Origin of the sequence: Parabacteroides sp. AM08-6, from assembly GCF_003473295.1 — a bacterium.
Taxonomy (GTDB): Bacteria; Bacteroidota; Bacteroidia; order Bacteroidales; family Tannerellaceae; genus Parabacteroides.
Genome location: NZ_QRMP01000015.1, coordinates 1 through 19,835, shown reverse-complemented (window position 1 = coordinate 19,835; position 19,835 = coordinate 1). Strand labels below are relative to the sequence as shown.

The window sequence follows — 19,835 nt, the reverse complement described above, 5'->3', positions numbered from 1 at the left end:
TGTATTTATAAATCTTTTTTGTTGGTAAACAGGATTGTAATCAAATCATCACTATCCAAATCACCTTCTATATAGACCAGAGTGATGACTCCCTTGGAATTGACTTTGAAAAGAATAAAGCGGTTCAAGTCTTTTTCCTTGCCGGGAAGTTGATAATAAGCTGAAACGACGCCTCCGTCGTCCGTTACCTCCTTAATCTTCTTTGCTCCTTTTTGGTCGGCTTCCAGGCATTGCCGGATAAAACGCAATGCCTCCGGATCATTTTTGATGGTGATGCTTTTATAACGTGTCATACCATACGTCTCCAGCATTTCATTGGAAAGTTCGACCATCGTTACATTCTTCTTTTTCCCGTAACGGATGAAGACATCCTGTATCTTCAAATCTTTTTGTGCCTCGACTGCTCCGGCGCCTGCGGGCAAAATCAGAAGGGCGGCCAGCAGTATTACTAGTGTATGTTTAAACTGTTTCATCTCTACAAGTTTTTATTCGTCATCACTGAAAATGGAACCGAGTTCCTTTAATTGATTATCTATAATTACACGGTCGGCTTCATCCTTGTCCGCTTCCGGGAAATAGTTGTTTGCCGGAGTGGCTACCTCCTGCAAAGCTTCCATTGCCAGTGAACGGACTTTATGGATGTCGGTATAGCAGCGACCGTTTATCACTACATAATTATCGGAACAGAAGCACGGCTCTGTCGGAATAATCAGGCGGCTGATACCTAATAAAGCCAGTACGCACGCGGCTACTCCGGACAGGATGTACAAAGTGGAGCGCCGGGCAGACCATCCTTTGCGTTTAGCCGGTGAAAGCCGGTTTTCCCGAGGGGCAAGCAAAGTGGCAAAGATTTCATCCTGTGATTCCGGATGAGATTTTTTGCGGGTAATTTCCGTATCGAAATAGGCGAACAAAGGGATATAAGCAGCCAGATGTCCGGGCACTTTCCCCGAATTGAAAAAAGTGCGGAGCTGCTGTTCTTCCTCAGCCGAAGTTTCGCCTTCGAAATATCGTTCCAGTAATTCGTCTATATTCATCGTTGCATCTGTTTATTTAATTGTAAAAATTGTTCCCGTATTTTCTTTCTGGCTCTCGATAGATTTACCCGGACAGCTTCCACTTGTGTACCGGTTATTTCCGCTATTTCTGTCAGTTCGTAGCCTTCCACATCTTTCATCCTGATAATAGTCTGTTGAAGCGAAGGCAGTTTCTCTATCAGTTGCCGGATACGGGTTACGGCATCTTGTTGTTCCAGCTCTTCGGCCGGGCTGCGGTTTCCGGAATCGAGTGCCAATGTCTCGATGTCAGGTCCTTCGGGTCGGCGAACTCTCAACTTGTCAATCGTCAGGTTTTTCGTCACCTGTATGGCTAGCGCTTCGACACTCTGATAGCCGTCCAGCTTTTCGCGGATAGACCACAACTTCAGAAAAGCTTCCTGCACGATATCTTCGGCATCAGCTTTGTCTTCGGTCAGTTTTCGGGAGATATTAAATAGTTTTTCCCGAAGAGGCAAGACGGTTATTTTAAATGTTTCGAGTTCCATTTCTACTTATATGACGACAAAGGAAAGAAAACATAACATGAATAATGAGAAAAATTCAATACATTTGTTTGCAAAAACACAAATATATGAAAATACTGGTCGTTGAAGACGAAATTTCCCTACTCGACATAATGGTTTGTTCGCTTGAAAAAGAACGTTACGTAGTAGAAAGTGCTGCCAGTTACCAAGAAGCAATGGACAAAATAGGTAGTTACGATTATGATTGTATCATTCTGGATATCATGTTGCCGGGAGGAAACGGTCTCTCTTTGCTTCAGGCATTAAAAGACAGAAAAAGGAAAGATAGCGTAATCATCGTTTCCGCCAAAGATTCATTGGAAGATAAAGTGCAAGGTCTTGACCTCGGAGCAGACGATTACCTGACAAAGCCTTTTCACCTTGCCGAACTGAATGCCCGTATTAAATGTATTTTACGCCGTAAACAACAAGATGGGGAAATGAATATTATAGTCGATAACCTCATTATGTATCCGGACCAGCATACCGTCTACATCAAGGGAATCGAACTGGCGCTGAACCGGAAAGAGTTTGACCTGCTGTACTATTTCATTACTAATCCTAATCGCCTGATAAGCAAAAGCGCTTTGGCAGAATCTATCTGGGGGGATTATATCGATCAGGCGGACAGTTTTGACTTCATTTACAGCCAAGTGAAAAACCTTCGGAAAAAGTTAAAGACAGCCGGAGCTATACCGGAGATTAAGGCAGTCTACGGTTTCGGATACAAAATGATAAGCGAAGAGATATGAGATTACGTCAATATACACTTCGCAACCTTTCTGTTCCCTTGTTGGCTATCCTGACAATATGGGCATTTGCTTTCTATTTTACCATCATCAGCGAAATAGACGAAGAAACTAATGAGAGCTTGATTAACTATAAAACACTTATATTTAAAACCATACAATCCGACAGTACATTACTGAAGGATCATGTTGATATTATGACTCAATATTACATCCGGGAAATATCTCAAAAGGAAACCAATCCAGACAAAAGTGTTTTTTTCGACTCAACCTTCCAGTCTGCACCTGATATGCCGATTCTACCTGTACGTGGTCTGCGTACTCACTTCCAAGCTAGTAACAATAGGTACTATGAATTGACAATCATGACCTCCACCCTTGAAAAAGACGACATGGTGAAAGCTATTATCATCGGACTTACCATTTTATACCTTTCTCTTGTTTTTTGTATTTTACTGGTTATCCAATTGGTCTTCCGCAGAAGTTTACGTCCATTGTATAAGTTGGTTGATTGGTTAAAAAAATTCCGCTTGGGAAAAAGTTACGAACCACTAAACAACAATACGGAGATTGAAGAATTTCGCATTCTGGCACAAGCTATCGACGAGGTAGGAAAACAAAATACCGAAATCTATAACAAACAAAAACAATTTGTCGAAAATGCGTCCCACGAATTGCAGACACCATTGGCCATCTGCATGAACAAACTGGAACTGATGAGCGAGAATCCGGATTGCAGCGAACAGCAACTTTCAGAAATTGCCAGTATGCACCAGACATTAAGAGGCATCATCAAAATGAACAAGTCTCTTTTGCTGTTATCCCGTATCGAAAACCGTCAATTTCTGGAGACATCCAGGCTTTGTATCAATAATCTGTTAAACACCATCGTTTATAATTGCAATGAGATGTATGAACATAAAAACCTGACAGTCGAATATAAAGAAGATGCCCAATTGTTTGCAACCATGAACGAGTCGCTTGCCACAACACTATTGACCAATCTCATCAAAAATGCCTATATACATAATATAAAAAACGGAATCATCCAGATAAATATAGCATCTCATTCTTTAACCATACAAAACAGTAGCGATACGCCACGTCTGCAAACCGTATCCCTGTATAACCGGTATGAACGTCAAAGCAAGCACAAAGAATCGACAGGCTTGGGACTGGCTATTGTCAAATCCATCTCTAACCTTTATATGATAAAGGTGGAATACAACTTTTCTAATGGTTTACATCTGTTCAGATTAATATTTAATTAATCCGGATTCCCAAATCTTTCCCAAATGCTCCTCTTTCTTTGCAAATAAATCGAAGGACATCCAAACGTGTCCATAACTTAAAACACTAAATTCGGAGAGATTATGAAACTAAAGAATTTTATTTATGCTTTGGCATGTTTAGCAATCTTGTTCGCCTCTTGCAGCGATGACGAAAAAGAAAACAACGTTCCCAGCAATGTTCCGGAAGCCGTACTAAAAGCTTTTGAGAACAAATACGGCAGTATTAAAGAAGTTCAATGGGAGCAGAAGAAGACTTATCATGTAGCCCACATCCAATTAGGGTTGTTGACCAAATCGGATGCCAACTATGCCACTGCAGTTTGGTTTGATGAAAAAGGTAGCGAAAAGCAAGTTAACCAGGAGATCGAATTTTCGCAATTACCGGTACCTGTAAAAACAGCATTCGAACTTATTCAAAGCAAATTGTATGCCGACTGGAAAACTGATGATATAGAAATCGTCTCCCGTCTGGACATGGGACTGATTTATGTCATTGAAATCGAAAAAGGAAAAGAAGAAAGAAAATTATCTTTCTCACCTGCCGGCGACTTGTTGAAAGATGTAATAGACAGTGATGAAGATATCTTACCAGTTATCGTACCGGAAGAAATCAAAGCCTTATTAGCAAAGTTATTCCCTGATAGTAAAGAACTTATTATCCTCGAAATTGAGACTGATGATGATGAAACTGAAGTCGACATCCTGAATAATAAACAGCACTACGAAATAAAAGTTGATAATACAGGTAATTGGATTAGCACATCATACGAAACTGATATGAGCGAAGCGATGACTTTAATCGATCCTATTGTCTTAAGCAAACTGATATCACTGGCACAACAAGCAGGTATCGACCTGAACAATCCGGAAATCCTGAAAAATACCGAAGTGAAAGTTATCGACCATACAACCAAAGGCCGTTATTTTGAAGTAAAAATAGAAATCGGAGATAAAGAATTGGAAGTGGAAATAGACAAAGACGGTAATATTCATTTAGACGATTAAAAAGTTATAAAAATGAATTATAAAATCCACAAAAAAAGAGATGTTACAAATGAACTGTAACATCTCTTTTGAGATTAACTAACTGTTTCAGTGATGGTTATTTATAGTAAATATCGTGTACGACAGTTCCTCGGTTATTAATGGAGCCGAGGTCTTTGCTTGTTATTTTAATTATCCGTCCAAAATCGTCTTTGCCGAAATCGAAGACATAAGTGTGCTGGCTATTGTAAACTTCTGTGACGGAAAGATTTTGTGACCTTTTTCCGCAAAAGTCGAATGGAGCAAGTACGGAATGATGATTGCCAATTCCCGGTAACCAAGCTTCATACACATTGCAACTTGTATAAATACCGTTTAAATCGACAGACGTGTTATTTACTTCTGTTGTGTATTCATATATTTGGTTAGTCGTAGCGGAGGTCAGATAAGAGGTCATCTTTGTCAAATTGTTATAAGAGAATGTCGGACTGAAGCTATTATTCATCATTTTGACATTGCTCAGATAATCTTTTGTATAGTCAAACCATACTGAGGCATTTGATGTGGAAAGTCCAAGTTCTTTTATATAACCATTATCTCCTAACGTACATTTATAAAGAGCCCTTCCGTTTTCGTTTACATTTACGCTGTTCTTATCGTATGAGTAAGTATAGACAGTTTCGCTATTATCCCTTTTGATAGAATATTTGCTGATACGCTTTTTGTCATCGTATCCGAATGTGCGCGTTTCGACACTTCCTGTTTTTTGATTGGTCGTGATAATCTTTGTTATTACGGGGCCATCCGTCCAAGGAATATATACGCAATCGCCCGAAGAGGAATTGCCTCCTTCGTCGTCATCGCCTTCAAAAGCACCTTCACGCAGATAGTAATAAATAATGAGATAATCGCCTTCTATCCGGTAAATGATAAGAAGTCCTTTACTTAAAGTCGTGATATACCAACGATAACCATTAAAATAAATAGTTCCGTTTTCGTCGTCGGCACTCCATTCGTAACGTTCATTCGGATTGTTTGAAGAAGAACCTGTTCCATCTTCAAAAAATTCCAATTCCGAATCATCGTTGGTTACCGGTTCTTCCTTTACATTTTCCGGATTGTTCTTATCTACTTTTTGCTTTCTGGTCGGTTTCCATTTGCCTATGACCAGAGTCGATACGCTGGGTGTACCATCCTGTATCACAATCGTTTCGTCTCCATCCTTGTTGCAGCTGGAAACAATCAGTCCCATTAGCAGGATTAGTAACCATTGTATATGGTTTATGCTTTTTATATATGTTTTCATATTTCTCCTTTTTAAATATTACTGTACAATTTCGAATTCTACACGGCGATTGGCCAATCTGCCCTCTTCGGTCGCATTGGGTGCAATAGGCTTGGTCATACCGAAGTATTCATAAGAAAGACGGGATTTATTTACCCCTTTATCGAGCAAATATTGATAGACAGCTTCTGCACGTTTTTTAGAAAGTTTCATGTTGTAGTCGGCATTTCCAACATTATCCGTATGTCCTTTTATCTTGATATGGACATCCGTATTCTTCATTAATTCAGCTATTTTATCTATATAAGGGTAAGATTCTTTTTTAATAACGCTTTTGTCGAATTCGAAATTAATCATATCGATTGCGCAGATTGTTTTTCCGACTATCGTTTTTCCGGCAGCGGCCAAATCCAGTATTTCTTCCAGCGAATAACAGGGCTTAACCTCTTCTTTTACAGGTTCCGCTTCTGGTTCCGGTTCCGGAACAGGTTCTGGAGCTATCACAACAGGCTGGGCTACTTTTTTCTTAGGCGCTTTTTTGAAAATACTCAGAGGTACGGATACGGAAGCCGTTATTTCCATACCGTGCATTTTGCGCGTTCCTTTCAGATTGTACACAGGGGTATTGACAGCTATGGCGATACCATCTTTTTCCTTGCTGCCATAAGTATCTGTAAAACCATATTGGTAATTGGCATCCACGTCGATACGAATAAATTTCCCATTAGCTACTTGGAGTGGTATTTTTATTCCGGCTCCCAAAGCTCCGGCAAAATACGTCGATGCCATATTGGCTTTTGAAACATCCACTTTGTAATTTCCGTTCATATCGCTTAAAGTGATATTTCCGCCTCTGACAAATCCGGCTATCGGGGCAACATAGAGATAAGGACGCACGCCGGATGCTTCACCGATATTCCAAATAAAAGGTAAACGGATATCGACATATTTCGCTTTGAGTTTGTAGTCGATTTCGTCATCGCTGATTTTTGTTCCACGCCTAAGGAACAACACTTCCGGGCGGAGGGAGAATATACGTTTTTCTCCTAACTCGAATTCTGCAAACACACCACCAACACCACCTAAAACAGTTTTAGGATCTCGGTTTTTCAAATCGGAATACTTTGTAAAAGAACCGTGTATTCCCCCTTTTACCCCGATATGGATGCGATCTGAATTTCCTTCAGATTGTGCTATGGCAACCATACCATGCAGTAAGATAAATAATAACAGGAATTGTTTTCTCATCATAATTTTTGTTTATTAATCATATAAGCTGTTATTTGGCGGTAAAAGTACTATTGTCTAAAAAAACAGGCAACAGCCCGGAAACGAAAGCCAGTATAGAGAAAGTATTCCACTTATAAGCGGTGAAAAATAACGAATAAAGTAAAAAGATGGTTTCGGATGGAATAAAAATTCATTCGAAAGAAAGGGATATTCCATTCGGAAGAAACTTATATCTCTTCCGAATGGAAATAACCTTTTGTCCAGACATTAAATTATTTCCAATAGTTCTTTTATTTTGCTATAATAACGGCGGGATGCACAAAGTTCTATGTCGTTAAAAGGAGGATATAATTTACATTCGAGCGTTTTATGTTCAATCGAGCAGAGATGATCGATGTTAACAATACAATTTTGACTGATTTGGACAAACGAAACGCTCATATTCAACAAATCTTTACCTGTCAGGCTCATGCGTAATTTATATTCTGTACGGTCGGAAAGCAACATTTGCCAGCAACGTAGGTTTTCCGAGAAACGAAACATTAACACATCTTCGCGTTTAAGGAGCATAAGTCCGGTGACCGTTTGTATGGCAAATTTGCAGTTGTCGGCCAGCAAACGGCGCAAAGACTGCTCTACATTCATTTTCCCTTGATAAAAACCAAGCCGGAAACGTTCGATAATAGCATCCAGTTCTTCCGGTAAATAGGGTTTCAACAAATAATCGAAGGCAGAAGCACGTAATGCTTCTAATAAATATTTATCGTAGGCTGTATAAAAAACAACTCTCGTGTCGGCATGAATATGGGCTCGTATGTTTTGCAGCAATTCTATTCCCGACATTTTAGGCATTTCTATGTCCAGAAATAATAAATCCGGTTGTTGTCTGATAATAATATTGCGGGCTTTTTCAGCCGATGTTGTTGTTTCCAGAATTTTTATCTCCGGATAAGCCGCCAAATCTTTACTGAGGTTTCGTATGGAAGCAGCCTCGTCGTCAACTATTACAACTGTTATTTCTCCGTTCATATGTTAAAATTATATTCAAATGGAACAATAATAGAAACTAAAGTACCATGACTGTCCGGTGAAAGAGTTCTACGGTCTTGTATGTTAAAGTCCATTTTGTTTTTATTGTTTGTGTTTAAAAGCTCGATTGTCTGATATAGGATTTTTATTCCGTTTCCCGTACTTTTACTATTATTCTCGCCGGGACGAGGATTGAAGCCGGAACCGTTATCTTCTATTGAAATAACGGCTGTGTTGTCTTTTTTCTTTATTCGGATTGTAAGACAGGCATTAGGCTCATCAGGCTCAAAGGCATGTTTGACTGCATTTTCTACAGGTATTTGGATGCACATGGCCGGTATCAATAAATCAGATACAACTTCAGATGAAATATCCCAATTGATTTGAATTTGTTCCGGTGTCCCCATCATACGTAATTGCAGGTAATCTTTTACAAGGCTGATTTCCTTCTCCAAAGGCACTGCTATTTTTTCTGATGATAATAAGTTTCCGCGTAATACCCTTATTAATTGCCAGATGGGTTGTTCCAACTCTTTATACTGTTTAAACGCAGGTAATATAACATTTAATACATTAAAGACATAGTGTGGAGAAATTCTGTTTCTCACATTTTCCATGCGTAGGCCGGTAATCACCGACATCTGCTTTTGATATAATTTTTCTCTTCTCCGTCTCCTGTACAGTATGATATAAGCCAATACGGATAATGACAGTAAGAGGATTAAAATGCTCATAACGGCAACTATACGCCAGCGTCCGGCTTCGCTTTTAACACCAGCTAACAGGATATCTTTTTTTAGCAGGGTTGTATCCTGTCTGTAGCGGAAATCTATTTCAGCCAGGCTATTTTTGATTTTTACATTTCGTAGCGAGTCGTTGTAGGCATCAGCCTTGTCACGATACAGATAAGCTTCCTTATAGTCATGTTTTTTCATGCTTAAGTCTTGCATTCGTCGATTGTGATAATATAAATATTGAGGATTTATTTCTGCCGTATCATAAGGTTCGGATAGAATTTTTTCTGCTTCCTTTAGATTGCCTTCCAATAATGCAAGAGAGGCATATAGCCCATTCATATAAAACCGGAATGAAGGTTGGTTGTAAGCTTGGCCGAACAATTCTTTTGACCGATCCAAATAATAATGTGCAGAATCGGCCTGTTCGGAAAGAATAAAGATTTCTCCTAAGTTCCCTTCCACGATTGCTTTATAGATCGGATAAGGAAAAGAACTTGTAATTATATCTGCTTTTCGGAACCATATTAAAGCCTGTTCGTATTCTTTTGTGTTGTAGTAGTAATTTCCCCGGGCCATTGCAAAATAATATTGGTCATAAAGCGTTGCTTTTCCGTTCACCTTTTCCGCTTCTTTAAAGTAATAGTCTGCTTCCTCAAAATTGTCCAGTTCCAGGTATAACTTGGCTAATCCTGAAAAAATGGGAAACATGTAAATGTTGTCCGGACCCAAAGACTGTGCTTCCCATAGAGCTTTACGGTAATAATATCCGCATTCCGAATAATTCCCGTTCTGGGAGTAACAGTCCGCCAAATTCATGTAAACAATCGGAATTTCCGGATTCGAAATTGTAGATAGAGCTTCAACTGCTTTATGCAAACACCAGATTGCCGAATCGCGCTGTCCTGTTTCACTGAAAAAAACTCCCCGACTACTGTAAGCATCCCCCTGTAACTCTGGCAGACGAGGAGAAAATGTTTCTTTTTCGCAGAAGTCAAGCACTTGTCTGTTTTGCAGGAAGGCTTGTTCTAACTGGTTAGAGTAATAATTGCATTTGGCGATATAAAGGAGGAGTTTATTGGAACTGATGTTATCTTTTAATGTTTGACGCGCTTTTTCTAATGCAGTTGAGACTACCAAAGGGTTGACAGGAATAGTATCCTGATAAAATGCCAATAAAGAATCTACAAAAGCCTGTTCGTTTGCTATCGTTTTATCTTTATCAGCCGGATTGCTGCAACTGATAAGTGATAATGATAACAACATCGCAATAAATTTGTTCATCATATATATAAGTCTGTTCTCTTATTGTATTAATATAGTCTAAAGGACGTGTTTTTCTGAAAAACATGCAACATCCCTTGTACGAAATAGTAAATAAACTAAAGTTTACGTGGATATACGGTTATATTTAACGTCTGTCCTGCTATTTAATCAAAGCTTGTTGGAGTTATCTGTTACAACCACTTTTATCTGTTTTGAGAAGAACTTTACAGTTGAATTGCTTGTTCTCAGGAAGAGTCGTGCGAAAAGTCGACATTCAGTAACAATATTAAAAAAGATAAGCTATGAAAACGAGATTATCCGTATTTGTACTTTGCATATGTAGCATTGCCTTGTTGGCAAGTTGTAGTCGTGGTCAGAATAAATCGAAAGCAACGACGGAGACGATATCCAAACCTATTCGAGAACTTTTATCAAAACAATATCCGAATGCTACCATATTAGAAGTAGATAGGAAAAAGAACGGCACGGAAATAGATATTCAGGAAAAGAATATTCATAAAGAAGTCTGGTTCGATAAGTCCGAGAAATGGGTATCGACCCGATGGAAAGTCCGCGAACAGGATGTTCCGGTAGCTATTACGGATGCGTTGATACATTCGGCTTATGCGATGTATAAAGTAGAAGACATCACAGCGGTGGAAAAGCCAGATGGCATGTTTTACGAATTTGAATTAAAACAAGACGATAATGAGGTCCGGTTGGTTTTTGATTCGAAGGCACAAATAGCCGTTCAATAAAGACCAGCCTTATCAGATAATTCCGGATTCGTTCATTTGAAATGGGATTTTTCCCAAGTATAAACTTTCGGTTCTTCCTTTAGGAAAGAAGTTACTTTTCTACGGTCTTCTTCCGATAAATATTGCGGGGTCGTATATTCCATCGTCAATGTCAGATTGTCCGGACTGAGAGATAGTTTACGCAGGTCGATGTCTAAACGGGATGTTGCCTCGATGAAAGAAGCTTTATCCTTGTCGGCCGTTTCCTTAATAAACCATTCAGCCGGGACGGGGGTGTACATATCGGCTGCATTCAACGGTTCCCATTCGGTTGTGAAAAATTCGATTTGGCTGTCCGGGACAGGACCGTAAACAGTTGTGACCATGCAAACAACATTGGTATTATTTACCAGCGGGAGCAATTTGATTTCAATTGTACTGCGTTCCGTTACTTGCAATAATAAATAATCGGGGGTTAACTTTTTTAAAGTTGAAAAACCATTCATCGTGTTTTTCAGCTTTGCCTCTTTTCCCGAATTGTATAAATCAATCAAATCTTTTCGCCAGGCGTTCTCTAATTGAGGGATATACTGGTCGGGCATGGCTACAAATATAGCATCTGCATCTTGTGCTTTTACTGCGAATGCACAGATGCAAAGTAATATGGTAAGGATGAAATGTTTCATATAAAGTTTTCTATTTTGTCCCCAAATATAAGAATATCATTCCTAATAATACCAAAAAGAGGTCGATAGCCTTGCTCTTTAAGTTTTTTTCATGGAAGAAAATAGCTCCGGCAGCGAAGGTTACAAGGACACTGCTCCGGCGTACCATCGAAACAATCGATATCATAGAATCAGGATAAGTAAGCGCATAAAAATAAATCCAGTCTGCTAAACAGAGGAATAAGGATATAAATACGATGTTCCAATGCCAGACAAACGGAGTCGTATTTTTCCGGCGCGGATACCAAAGAAACAGCAGAATCGGAAGCATCATGGCACATTGGTAAATATTGAACCAGACTTGTACGGTCATAACATCCAGGCTTCCCATCAGATGCTTGTCGTACAGTCCGCTTGCAGCCCCTGTCAGGATGGACATTACGGTAAAGAATATCCATTTGTTATGGGCAAACCGTATCCCTTCCTTTTTCCCGGATGAAGAGAGCAGGTAGAAAGAGGCGATAGATAGAATAACGCCTATCCATTGGAATAAATTCAGTCGTTCGCCGAAAATAATCAGTGCACCAACCAACGTCAGGACCGGCTGTGTCGCCTTGATAGGCCCTGTAATTGTGAGGGGCAAATGCTTCAATGCAAAATAACCGAATATCCAGGATGAGAGTACAATCACGGCCTTGATGAATACTGCTATATGTGTCTCGAACGAAACATGGGGAACATATAATATCGAACCGTCCAACAGCTCCGTGCAGGAAGAAAGAATGATAAACGGCAGGAAAATAAGACTGCTAATTAACGTGTTGAAAAACAAAACCGGTATAACGGCGTTCCCGTTTAATGAAATCTTTTTATTCACTTCATAACAACCCAAAAGAAAGGCTGAAAGAAAGGCTAATGCTATCCACATATAATTACTATCTAAATAAATTAAAAAGTATAGGGTAGGGCAAAGCTCTATCCTGATACAAAAGATGATTATCCGATAAATAGCTCATCCGGATAAGTCACTTCCGTTAAATACAGCGCATGTCCGGGTGCTGATGTCCCGGCCCGGCCCCTGTCTTTTGCTTCTATTACGTTTCGGAAACCTTCGACAGTCAGTTTTCCTCGTCCTACTTCCAGCAAAGTTCCCACAATGGCACGCACCATATTCCGCAAGAAACGGTCTGCTTGTATGGTAAACACCCACACATCCCCTTCACGTTCCCAACCGGCACGGCTGATACGGCAATTATTTGTTTTCACGTCTGTATGTAGTTTGCTGAAGCTGGTAAAATCCAAGTAATCGGACAATATCGGACAAGCTTTGTTCATGGCTTCAAAATCAATCTTCCCGTGCATGCGATAAACGAAATCGTAATTGAAAGGGTCTTTCCGCAATGTAACATAATATTTATAGGTACGCGAGGTGGCATCAAACCGTGCATGCGCGTCTTCGCGTACCGGAACGATTCGATAGATTGCAATATCTTTCGGTAATAAACGGTTTAATTTTTCGGCCAGAAACGGCAAATCCTCAATCGCTTCTTCCCAATCGAAATGAGCAACCATCAGCCGGGCATGGACACCTGCGTCCGTACGTCCGGCTCCCGTGATGGGAACTGGCCGGCGAAGGAGGGTAGCCAAAGCTTCTTCAATACATTGCTGTATCGTGATTCCATTGGGCTGTATCTGCCAGCCGCAATAATTTTTTCCGTTATAACCTAAATATATAAAGTATCTGTTCACCTTCGGATTTCTCTAATTCTTTTCATTTAACGATGCAAAGGTAACAGTTTTCTTGCCGTAGGATTGCCTGTACGGGTATAAAAGTGTACTTTTGCACACAAAATATTTTATAATAAAACTATTTGTCATGTTTGAAACATTGCTTCAATCGTCTTATTTTGCTTTGTTCCTGATAATAGCTTTAGGGTTTATGCTGGGCAGGATACAGATAAAAGGGCTTTCACTGGATGTCTCCGCTGTTATTTTTGTGGCTTTATTATTCGGGCATTTTGGAGTGATTATTCCGAAAGAACTTGGTAATTTCGGATTGGTGTTGTTTATCTTTACTATAGGTATCCAGGCCGGTCCCGGATTTTTTGATTCTTTCCGGTCGAAAGGGAAAACTTTGATTCTGCTGACCTTGTTGATTGTCGGTTCTGCCAGTCTTACAGGATTGATACTGAAATATGTAGTAGGTATTGAAACTCCTGATTTGGTAGGATTGATAGCTGGAGGATTAACCAGTACGCCCGGTCTGGCTGTGGCAATAGACAGTACGCATTCGTCGGCCGCCTCTATAGCCTATGGTATTGCTTATCCTTTCGGTGTCATCGGTGTTATTCTTTTTATAAAATTGTTGCCTAAACTGTTGCGCCTGGACTTGGTTGCCGAAGCAAAAGCATTGGAAGCCAGGAGGAAAAGCAAATTTCCTCCGCTTCATACGGCTACATTTTGCATTTCAAACGTAAATATATGTGGGAAAAGTCTGGCTCAGTTGCAATTACGTTCGATGACGGGAGCTGTTGTCTCGCGTATCAAACATGATGATAAAACGAGTATCCCGACCGCGGAAACGATACTTTACGAGGGCGATATGATAAAAGCCGTCGGTAATAATAAGTCGTTGGAGCAATTGGCTATCCTGGTCGGCGAACGTGTGGATAATGACCTTCCTTTCGGACGCACACAGGAATTACAATCCTTGTTGGTGACAAACAAAAACATAATCAATAAAAGTTTGGGTTATCTTAACCTGCAAAGTACTTTTAGTTGTACTGTCACCCGAATACGCCGAAGCGGTATTGATTTGCCTCCCGAACCAGATTTATTGCTGAAGTTTGGCGATAAAATCATGGTGGCAGGCGAGAAAGAAGACCTTAAGGAATTGAGCCAGGTGTTCGGTAATGACGAGAAGCGACTTTCGGATACGGATTTCTTCCCTATAGCAGCCGGTATTGTATTGGGGGTATTGGTTGGGAAATTGAATCTTTCTTTCTCGGATTCTTTTTCTTTCTCTCCCGGCCTTACCGGAGGAATCCTGATTGTTGCCCTTGTATTGAGCGCGATAGGGAAGACTGGGCCTATCATTTGGTCTATGTCCGGTTCGGCCAACCAATTGCTTCGCCAGATAGGGTTATTGCTTTTTCTGGCAGAAGTGGGAACTTCGGCCGGCGTGAATCTGGTGTCGACCTTTCAGGAAAGCGGATGGACACTATTCGGTATCGGTTTCGCCATAACACTGGTTCCAATGATTGTAGCTGTTGTTTTCGGGTATTTTATCTTTAAAATAAATATTTTGGATTTAATCGGTACGATTGCCGGTGGTATGACCAGTACGCCCGGTTTGGCGGCTGCCGACTCCATGAGCGACAGTTCCGCCCCAAGTGTGGCTTATGCTACCGTTTATCCGATTGCCATGGTATTCCTTATCCTGTTTATACAACTGATAGCAATATGGTGCGTCTGAATGGATAGATTTGCCGGATATTTCATTATTCCTTTGGGAAAAACCGTAAGTGTTTAAAAACAAGCTCCCGAGGTTTGTTTTTCAGATGATTGTTGTTTATATTTGTAACTCTTAACCATATAAAAAAGGGACATGCAAACAAACCAACAATTTGACCTCGCCTTCAATTTATTGCAGAATACCGGAACTAATCTTTTTCTGACGGGTAAAGCCGGTACGGGCAAAACAACTTTTTTGAAAAAACTAAAAGAAATTTCGCCTAAACGTATGATAGTTGTAGCACCGACGGGAGTTGCAGCCATTAATGCCGGCGGCGTTACGATTCATTCATTCTTTCAACTTCCGTTTGGCCCTTATTTACCTTCGAGGCCGGAGTTTCAGAATCAAAAGAAAGATTTCAAGAATCAATTCAGGAAGGATAAGATAAATATTATCCGTAGTATGGACTTGTTGGTGATAGACGAGGTCAGTATGGTTCGTGCGGACTTGCTGGATGCAGTCAGCGATGTTTTACGCCGTTATAAAGATTCCAACAAGCCATTCGGAGGTGTCCAGCTTTTATTGATTGGCGACTTGCAGCAATTGGCTCCTGTCGCTAAGGATGAGGAGTGGAATTTGCTGAAAGAACATTATCCTTCCACCTATTTTTTCGACAGTAAAGCTCTTTCCGAAAGCAATTATTTCTGTATCGAACTGACGCAGGTTTATCGGCAGAGTGATACGAATTTTATTAGTTTACTGAATAATATACGCGAAAATCGTTTCGACAATCAGACTTTGCAGTTGTTGAACCAACGTTATATCCCGGATTTCCGGCCGGATGATAAGCAAGGTTATATCACGCTTACCACACATAATTATCAGGCGCAACAGATAAATAGCCGGAAATTGGCGGAACTGCCCGGCCGGGCTTATACTTTCGATGCCGAAATCAATAATGAGTTCCCGGAATATTCTTACCCTACGGACGAGAAGTTGACGTTGAAATGCGGGGCACAGGTCATGTTTGTAAAAAACGATTCTTCTCCGGAAAAGCGTTACTATAACGGGAAAATAGGGAAGATAGTTTTTATTAATCCGAATAAAATCACGGTGGTAGATGAGGAAGGGAATGAAATTGTCGTTGAAAAAGAAACCTGGGACAACGTAAAATATACCATAGATGAAGAGACAAAGGAAATAACGGAAACTGTTTCCGGAACCTTCAGTCAGTATCCGCTCAAGACAGCTTGGGCCATCACGATTCACAAAAGCCAGGGGTTGACTTTCGAACATGCCATAATCGATGCTTCGGCCGCCTTTTCACATGGGCAGGTTTATGTGGCCCTTAGCCGTTGCAAAACATTGGAAGGCTTAGTGTTGAGTAGCCTTATTACCCGTAATGCCATGATTAAGGATGAACGGATACAAACGTTTACTTCGTCGGTAGGTGAGCTTTATCCAGGGAAAGAGCAGATAGAGATTGCTCAACAGAGTTATTTTACGGAATTGGTTTGCGAACTGTTTGACTTTGAACCTTTGCAGCAGCGTATGCAGTATGCTGCATTTATTGTCTATAATCATCTTCAGAAATTGTATCCGGAATTGAGTGTTCAGTTTTCAAATACCCGGGATGTATTTCGTTCTACCGTTACCGAAGTCGGCGAGCGTTTTATCCTGCAACTCAAACGAATGGTTTCGGGTAATCCGGAATACCTGCATGATGAGAAAATCCAGGAACGTGTAAGGAAAGGAGCTGCCTATTTCCTTGAACAAATAGACCGTTTATGTTCTTCACTGCCAACGGCCCAGGAGATAGAAATCGATAATAAAGAAAGCCGAAAGACCGTTGCCGGTGCTTTGGATAAACTGCATGATGATTTGCGCATCAAACTATTAGTCTTGAAAGGCAGTGAAGCCGGTTTTTCCATTGCCGAGTATCTTTCCGAAAAAGCTAAAGCTAATATTGAACAACCTGCCACTCGTAGCCGTAAACGTTCCGAGAAATCGCAGCAACCTGCCAAGCAGGAAATATCGACGGATATTAAGCATCCGGAACTGTATGCCTCGATTAAGAAGTGGCGTTACGACTTGGCTACAGAAAGAAACCTTCCTCCCTATACCATTTTACAGCAGAAAGCGTTGTTAGGAATCGTGAATACACTACCTGCCAATAACCGTGAACTGCTTACCATTCCCGGTATAGGAAAGAAGATTGTCGAAAGCCACGGGAAAAAATTATTGGAACTTGTAGAAGAATATCGACAAATGTCCGAATAGGTCGTCTTATTTCTTTAGTTCAAATCCCATTAACATGCCTTCATATTGGCTTGCCAGTTTGTTGATGGCCTGCAAAGTCGTATTTTGGGAAACGGCGGAAGCCTTGGTTATGAAATCCAATAGCTTATCGGCGTTGAACAATAATGACAGTTCGTCGTTGCTCAGGACGACATGTGCCGTAAGTGTAGTCATTTTAAATTTTCCGCTTTTTCCATAATGCAGTTCTATCGTTTTCTCGTCGGCATTGAAGGAATAAGTCCCTTGCAGTGTCCGTCCTTTCAGAACATTGGTAAAAGTGCTGTCATTATTAAATGTATACTTGAATGCTCCCTCCACAATACCGGCTTTGGCGCAGTATTCCTTCAATTTCTTTTCCATTTCGGCAGAAGCAACACTGCCGGCTACATTTTTGAGTGCGTTATCGCCTTCCAGTTGTATGGCAGGATTGGTATATGTCCAGCTTCCGGACAGGTTTTCGACTGTCAGTTTTTTACCGCCCGTGACGGAGGTGACGGCCTCTTTTACGGCAGAAGAGTTCAATATGTCTTTTAATGATTGACAATACGTAGCGTTTGAAAAGGATAGCAATGCAACTATTACTATCGGTAAAATCCGGTTTTTCTTCATTTTTCTTTTTTTACTTCGATTAAACAACGCACAAAGATACAAATATTATTCCTACATTTGGCTTACAAATTATGACACATTTATGCTGAACAAAAAAAGAACAGCCATTGTTTCCTAAGGCATAGTTTTGTTTTTGAACCGGAACTTGTGTGGTAAAACGAAGGTGAACTATACGGCTGATATTGGAAACTGTCCGTGAGGTATTAAAATAGGAATAGAAAAATGGTATTACAAAATCGTGCTGTGACGACAGTGAATGAAACGGACGGACTGCCGTTGCCCAAGCGTTATTGGGCCATCTTAGCAACAGCTTTGGGTGTGGGGATGTCCGTTATAGACGGTACTATAGCCAATGTCGCTTTACCGACGATTGCTCGCGATTTGGGAACAGCACCTTCTGTCACTATCTGGGTTGTCAATGCTTATCAGTTGGCTATTACGATTTCGTTACTTTCTTTTTCTTCACTTGGCGATATATATGGATACCGTCGTATTTATCTGTCGGGTATAGGACTATTCAGTATTACGTCTTTGATATGTGCATTGTCCGGTTCGTTCTGGACGCTGACGGTAGCTCGTATCTTGCAAGGATTTGGTGCGGCAGCTATTACCAGTGTGAATACCGCTTTATTACGTATTATTTATCCGAAAAAATTTCTCGGACGTGGGATGGGATTAAATGCCCTGGTTGTAGCTGTTTCCATCGCGGCAGGCCCTACTATAGCATCGGCTATTCTTTCGATGGGCTCCTGGCATTGGCTATTTGCCGTCAATGTCCCGTTCGGTATAGCAGCTTTGGTCATCGGACTGGCACATTTGCCTCAGAATCCGGTAAAAGTCTATGGCAGACGTTTCGATAAAGTCAGTTGCCTGATGAATGCTTTGACATTCGGTTTATTGATATTTTCGTTGGAAGGAATTGCACATAAAAAAAGCGCAGTTCTTGTTGTTGCCGGTGTATTGGCATTGGGTATTATCGGCTTTTTCTTTGTCCGTCGGCAGTTGAGGCAACGTTTCCCGCTGCTACCGGTGGATTTGTTGCGTATTCCAATCTTTTCTTTGTCGATAGGAACTTCCATTTGTTCGTTTGCCGGGCAGATGCTGGCTATGATATCATTGCCTTTTTTCCTTCAAAACACATTAGGACGCAGCGATGTGGCTACCGGTCTGCTGCTTACTCCCTGGCCGTTGGCTACGATGATTATGGCTCCTCTGGCCGGCCGTTTGGTAGAGAAGATACATCCGGGTATATTGGGAGGTATCGGGATGAGCCTGTTTGCTGTGGGATTGTTCTTGCTTGCGACGCTTCCGTCTAATCCGACAGATATGGAAATCATTTGGCGTTTGTTTGTCTGCGGGGCAGGGTTCGGACTATTCCAGACTCCCAATAACAGTACGATTATTTCTTCCGCTCCCACCAATCGTAGTGGAGGGGCCAGCGGTATGTTGGGAACTGCCCGCTTGTTGGGGCAGACGCTTGGCGCAACACTGGTCGCGATGTTGTTCAATCTGGTTCCGAACCATAGCACACAGGCCTGCCTATATCTGGGAGGCATGTTTGCTATTATCGCCGGTGTGGTTAGCTGTTTCCGTATTTCTCAGCCGGAACCGTTAAAAAGAGAAGGATAGGGTAAAAACTCCACTGTTCCTGACAAAATAGTCAAAGCAATCCTGAAAAGTGATTTATAAATGCCGGCGTGATACCTTTTCCCGATTATCAAAATGTCACTACTATGGCAACTAAATCAGATTAGTATGGCGGGTAAAATGAATTACCCGCACATGTAACTCTTTTTAATATATCGTTTCGATTATAAAATACTAAAAAGAAGAATATTTTGTCACTTGGTCGGGATATGATAGTCCTTGATAATTATATACTGTGTATTTTAATTTTATGCTATCTATTACAATATATATTCTTATATTTGCCCACTGACTT

The 19,835-nt window shown here is 40.8% G+C and carries 18 protein-coding genes; 7 read left to right on the top strand and 11 right to left on the bottom strand.

Going from position 1 to position 19,835, the window contains the following annotated elements; translation table 11 throughout:
* Positions 1-5 precede the first annotated feature (5 nt).
* Genes DW103_RS10820 through DW103_RS10810 form a run of 3 tightly spaced genes read right to left on the bottom strand, consistent with a single transcriptional unit; the run spans position 6 to position 1,543 of the window.
* The gene (locus DW103_RS10820) at positions 6-473 is read right to left on the bottom strand and encodes a DUF4252 domain-containing protein (RefSeq protein ID WP_122275996.1); all 468 of its coding nucleotides are present in this window, start codon (positions 471-473) and stop codon (positions 6-8) included.
* Between the two features lie 12 nt (positions 474-485).
* Positions 486-1,037 carry a hypothetical protein gene (locus tag DW103_RS10815; RefSeq protein ID WP_122275994.1) on the bottom strand — a complete coding sequence of 184 codons (552 nt, stop codon included), beginning with the start codon at positions 1,035-1,037 and terminating at the stop codon, positions 486-488.
* The gene (locus tag DW103_RS10810; RefSeq protein WP_122275991.1) at positions 1,034-1,543 is read right to left on the bottom strand and encodes an RNA polymerase sigma factor; all 510 of its coding nucleotides are present in this window, start codon (positions 1,541-1,543) and stop codon (positions 1,034-1,036) included. Before DW103_RS10810 ends, DW103_RS10815 begins: the two co-directional genes overlap by 4 nt.
* 86 nt (positions 1,544-1,629) lie before the next feature.
* Here DW103_RS10810 and DW103_RS10805 point away from each other — a divergent pair, with 86 nt between their 5' ends.
* The 3 genes from DW103_RS10805 to DW103_RS10795 all read left to right on the top strand — a co-directional run bounded on the left by DW103_RS10805 (position 1,630) and on the right by DW103_RS10795 (position 4,607).
* Positions 1,630-2,313, top strand: a complete 684-nt coding sequence (locus DW103_RS10805) for a response regulator transcription factor (RefSeq protein ID WP_122275989.1) — start codon at positions 1,630-1,632, stop codon at positions 2,311-2,313.
* Complete coding sequence (locus DW103_RS10800; protein WP_122275987.1) at positions 2,310-3,581, top strand: HAMP domain-containing sensor histidine kinase; 1,272 nt, start codon at positions 2,310-2,312, stop codon at positions 3,579-3,581. Before DW103_RS10805 ends, DW103_RS10800 begins: the two co-directional genes overlap by 4 nt.
* Positions 3,582-3,683: 102 nt before the next feature.
* Positions 3,684-4,607 (top strand): PepSY-like domain-containing protein, encoded by a 924-nt coding sequence (locus DW103_RS10795; RefSeq protein WP_122275985.1) that lies wholly within the window; start codon positions 3,684-3,686, stop codon positions 4,605-4,607.
* A gap of 97 nt (positions 4,608-4,704) precedes the next feature.
* Here the strand turns inward: DW103_RS10795 and DW103_RS10790 are convergent, their stop codons facing one another.
* The 4 genes from DW103_RS10790 to DW103_RS10775 form a co-directional block, all read right to left on the bottom strand.
* Positions 4,705-5,892 carry a hypothetical protein gene (locus DW103_RS10790; protein WP_122275983.1) on the bottom strand — a complete coding sequence of 396 codons (1,188 nt, stop codon included), beginning with the start codon at positions 5,890-5,892 and terminating at the stop codon, positions 4,705-4,707.
* Positions 5,893-5,910: 18 nt separating this feature from the next.
* Positions 5,911-7,122, bottom strand: coding sequence for an OmpA family protein (locus DW103_RS10785; protein ID WP_122275981.1), 1,212 nt, complete (start codon positions 7,120-7,122; stop codon positions 5,911-5,913).
* A 246-nt stretch (positions 7,123-7,368) separates the two neighbouring features.
* Positions 7,369-8,130 (bottom strand): LytTR family DNA-binding domain-containing protein, encoded by a 762-nt coding sequence (locus DW103_RS10780; RefSeq protein ID WP_122275979.1) that lies wholly within the window; start codon positions 8,128-8,130, stop codon positions 7,369-7,371.
* The gene (locus DW103_RS10775; protein WP_122275977.1) at positions 8,127-10,151 is read right to left on the bottom strand and encodes a tetratricopeptide repeat protein; all 2,025 of its coding nucleotides are present in this window, start codon (positions 10,149-10,151) and stop codon (positions 8,127-8,129) included. The genes DW103_RS10780 and DW103_RS10775 overlap by 4 nt, the downstream gene beginning before the upstream one ends.
* Positions 10,152-10,432: 281 nt before the next feature.
* Between DW103_RS10775 and DW103_RS10770 the strand changes: the two genes are divergently transcribed.
* Positions 10,433-10,888, top strand: a complete 456-nt coding sequence (locus DW103_RS10770; RefSeq protein WP_122275975.1) for a PepSY-like domain-containing protein — start codon at positions 10,433-10,435, stop codon at positions 10,886-10,888.
* 32 nt (positions 10,889-10,920) lie between these two features.
* Here DW103_RS10770 and DW103_RS10765 read toward each other — a convergent pair whose 3' ends face one another.
* The 3 genes from DW103_RS10765 to truA form a co-directional block, all read right to left on the bottom strand.
* Positions 10,921-11,553, bottom strand: coding sequence for a DUF3256 family protein (locus DW103_RS10765; protein WP_122275973.1), 633 nt, complete (start codon positions 11,551-11,553; stop codon positions 10,921-10,923).
* A 10-nt stretch (positions 11,554-11,563) separates the two neighbouring features.
* On the bottom strand, positions 11,564-12,460 hold the full coding sequence (locus DW103_RS10760; RefSeq protein WP_122275971.1) for a DMT family transporter: 897 nt from the start codon (positions 12,458-12,460) through the stop codon (positions 11,564-11,566).
* 68 nt (positions 12,461-12,528) lie between these two features.
* Positions 12,529-13,281 carry a tRNA pseudouridine(38-40) synthase TruA gene (gene truA, locus DW103_RS10755; protein WP_122275969.1) on the bottom strand — a complete coding sequence of 251 codons (753 nt, stop codon included), beginning with the start codon at positions 13,279-13,281 and terminating at the stop codon, positions 12,529-12,531.
* A gap of 127 nt (positions 13,282-13,408) precedes the next feature.
* Between truA and DW103_RS10750 the strand changes: the two genes are divergently transcribed.
* Positions 13,409-15,007, top strand: a complete 1,599-nt coding sequence (locus DW103_RS10750; protein ID WP_122275967.1) for an aspartate:alanine exchanger family transporter — start codon at positions 13,409-13,411, stop codon at positions 15,005-15,007.
* A 132-nt stretch (positions 15,008-15,139) separates the two neighbouring features.
* Entirely contained in the window at positions 15,140-17,266 is a 2,127-nt protein-coding gene (locus tag DW103_RS10745) for an HRDC domain-containing protein (RefSeq protein WP_122275965.1), read from the top strand.
* Positions 17,267-17,272: 6 nt separating this feature from the next.
* On the opposite strand, the gene DW103_RS10740 is transcribed toward DW103_RS10745, so the two are convergent.
* Positions 17,273-17,893 (bottom strand): DUF4923 family protein, encoded by a 621-nt coding sequence (locus DW103_RS10740; RefSeq protein ID WP_122275963.1) that lies wholly within the window; start codon positions 17,891-17,893, stop codon positions 17,273-17,275.
* Between the two features lie 222 nt (positions 17,894-18,115).
* Between DW103_RS10740 and DW103_RS10735 the strand changes: the two genes are divergently transcribed.
* The gene (locus tag DW103_RS10735) at positions 18,116-19,522 is read left to right on the top strand and encodes an MFS transporter (RefSeq protein WP_122275961.1); all 1,407 of its coding nucleotides are present in this window, start codon (positions 18,116-18,118) and stop codon (positions 19,520-19,522) included.
* Positions 19,523-19,835: the final 313 nt, after the last annotated feature.

Excerpts from the sequence above, each read along its gene's own strand:
- DW103_RS10820 (WP_122275996.1), bottom strand. The coding sequence starts at position 473 with ATGAAACAGTTTAAACATACACTAGTAATACTGCTGGCCGCCCTTCTG.
- DW103_RS10815 (WP_122275994.1), bottom strand. The coding sequence starts at position 1,037 with ATGAATATAGACGAATTACTGGAACGATATTTCGAAGGCGAAACTTCG.
- DW103_RS10810 (WP_122275991.1), bottom strand. The coding sequence starts at position 1,543 with ATGGAACTCGAAACATTTAAAATAACCGTCTTGCCTCTTCGGGAAAAA.
- DW103_RS10805 (WP_122275989.1), top strand. The coding sequence starts at position 1,630 with ATGAAAATACTGGTCGTTGAAGACGAAATTTCCCTACTCGACATAATG.
- DW103_RS10800 (WP_122275987.1), top strand. The coding sequence starts at position 2,310 with ATGAGATTACGTCAATATACACTTCGCAACCTTTCTGTTCCCTTGTTG.
- DW103_RS10795 (WP_122275985.1), top strand. The coding sequence starts at position 3,684 with ATGAAACTAAAGAATTTTATTTATGCTTTGGCATGTTTAGCAATCTTG.
- DW103_RS10790 (WP_122275983.1), bottom strand. The coding sequence starts at position 5,892 with ATGAAAACATATATAAAAAGCATAAACCATATACAATGGTTACTAATC.
- DW103_RS10785 (WP_122275981.1), bottom strand. The coding sequence starts at position 7,122 with ATGATGAGAAAACAATTCCTGTTATTATTTATCTTACTGCATGGTATG.
- DW103_RS10780 (WP_122275979.1), bottom strand. The coding sequence starts at position 8,130 with ATGAACGGAGAAATAACAGTTGTAATAGTTGACGACGAGGCTGCTTCC.
- DW103_RS10775 (WP_122275977.1), bottom strand. The coding sequence starts at position 10,151 with ATGATGAACAAATTTATTGCGATGTTGTTATCATTATCACTTATCAGT.
- DW103_RS10770 (WP_122275975.1), top strand. The coding sequence starts at position 10,433 with ATGAAAACGAGATTATCCGTATTTGTACTTTGCATATGTAGCATTGCC.
- DW103_RS10765 (WP_122275973.1), bottom strand. The coding sequence starts at position 11,553 with ATGAAACATTTCATCCTTACCATATTACTTTGCATCTGTGCATTCGCA.
- DW103_RS10760 (WP_122275971.1), bottom strand. The coding sequence starts at position 12,460 with ATGTGGATAGCATTAGCCTTTCTTTCAGCCTTTCTTTTGGGTTGTTAT.
- DW103_RS10750 (WP_122275967.1), top strand. The coding sequence starts at position 13,409 with ATGTTTGAAACATTGCTTCAATCGTCTTATTTTGCTTTGTTCCTGATA.
- DW103_RS10745 (WP_122275965.1), top strand. The coding sequence starts at position 15,140 with ATGCAAACAAACCAACAATTTGACCTCGCCTTCAATTTATTGCAGAAT.
- DW103_RS10740 (WP_122275963.1), bottom strand. The coding sequence starts at position 17,893 with ATGAAGAAAAACCGGATTTTACCGATAGTAATAGTTGCATTGCTATCC.
- DW103_RS10735 (WP_122275961.1), top strand. The coding sequence starts at position 18,116 with ATGGTATTACAAAATCGTGCTGTGACGACAGTGAATGAAACGGACGGA.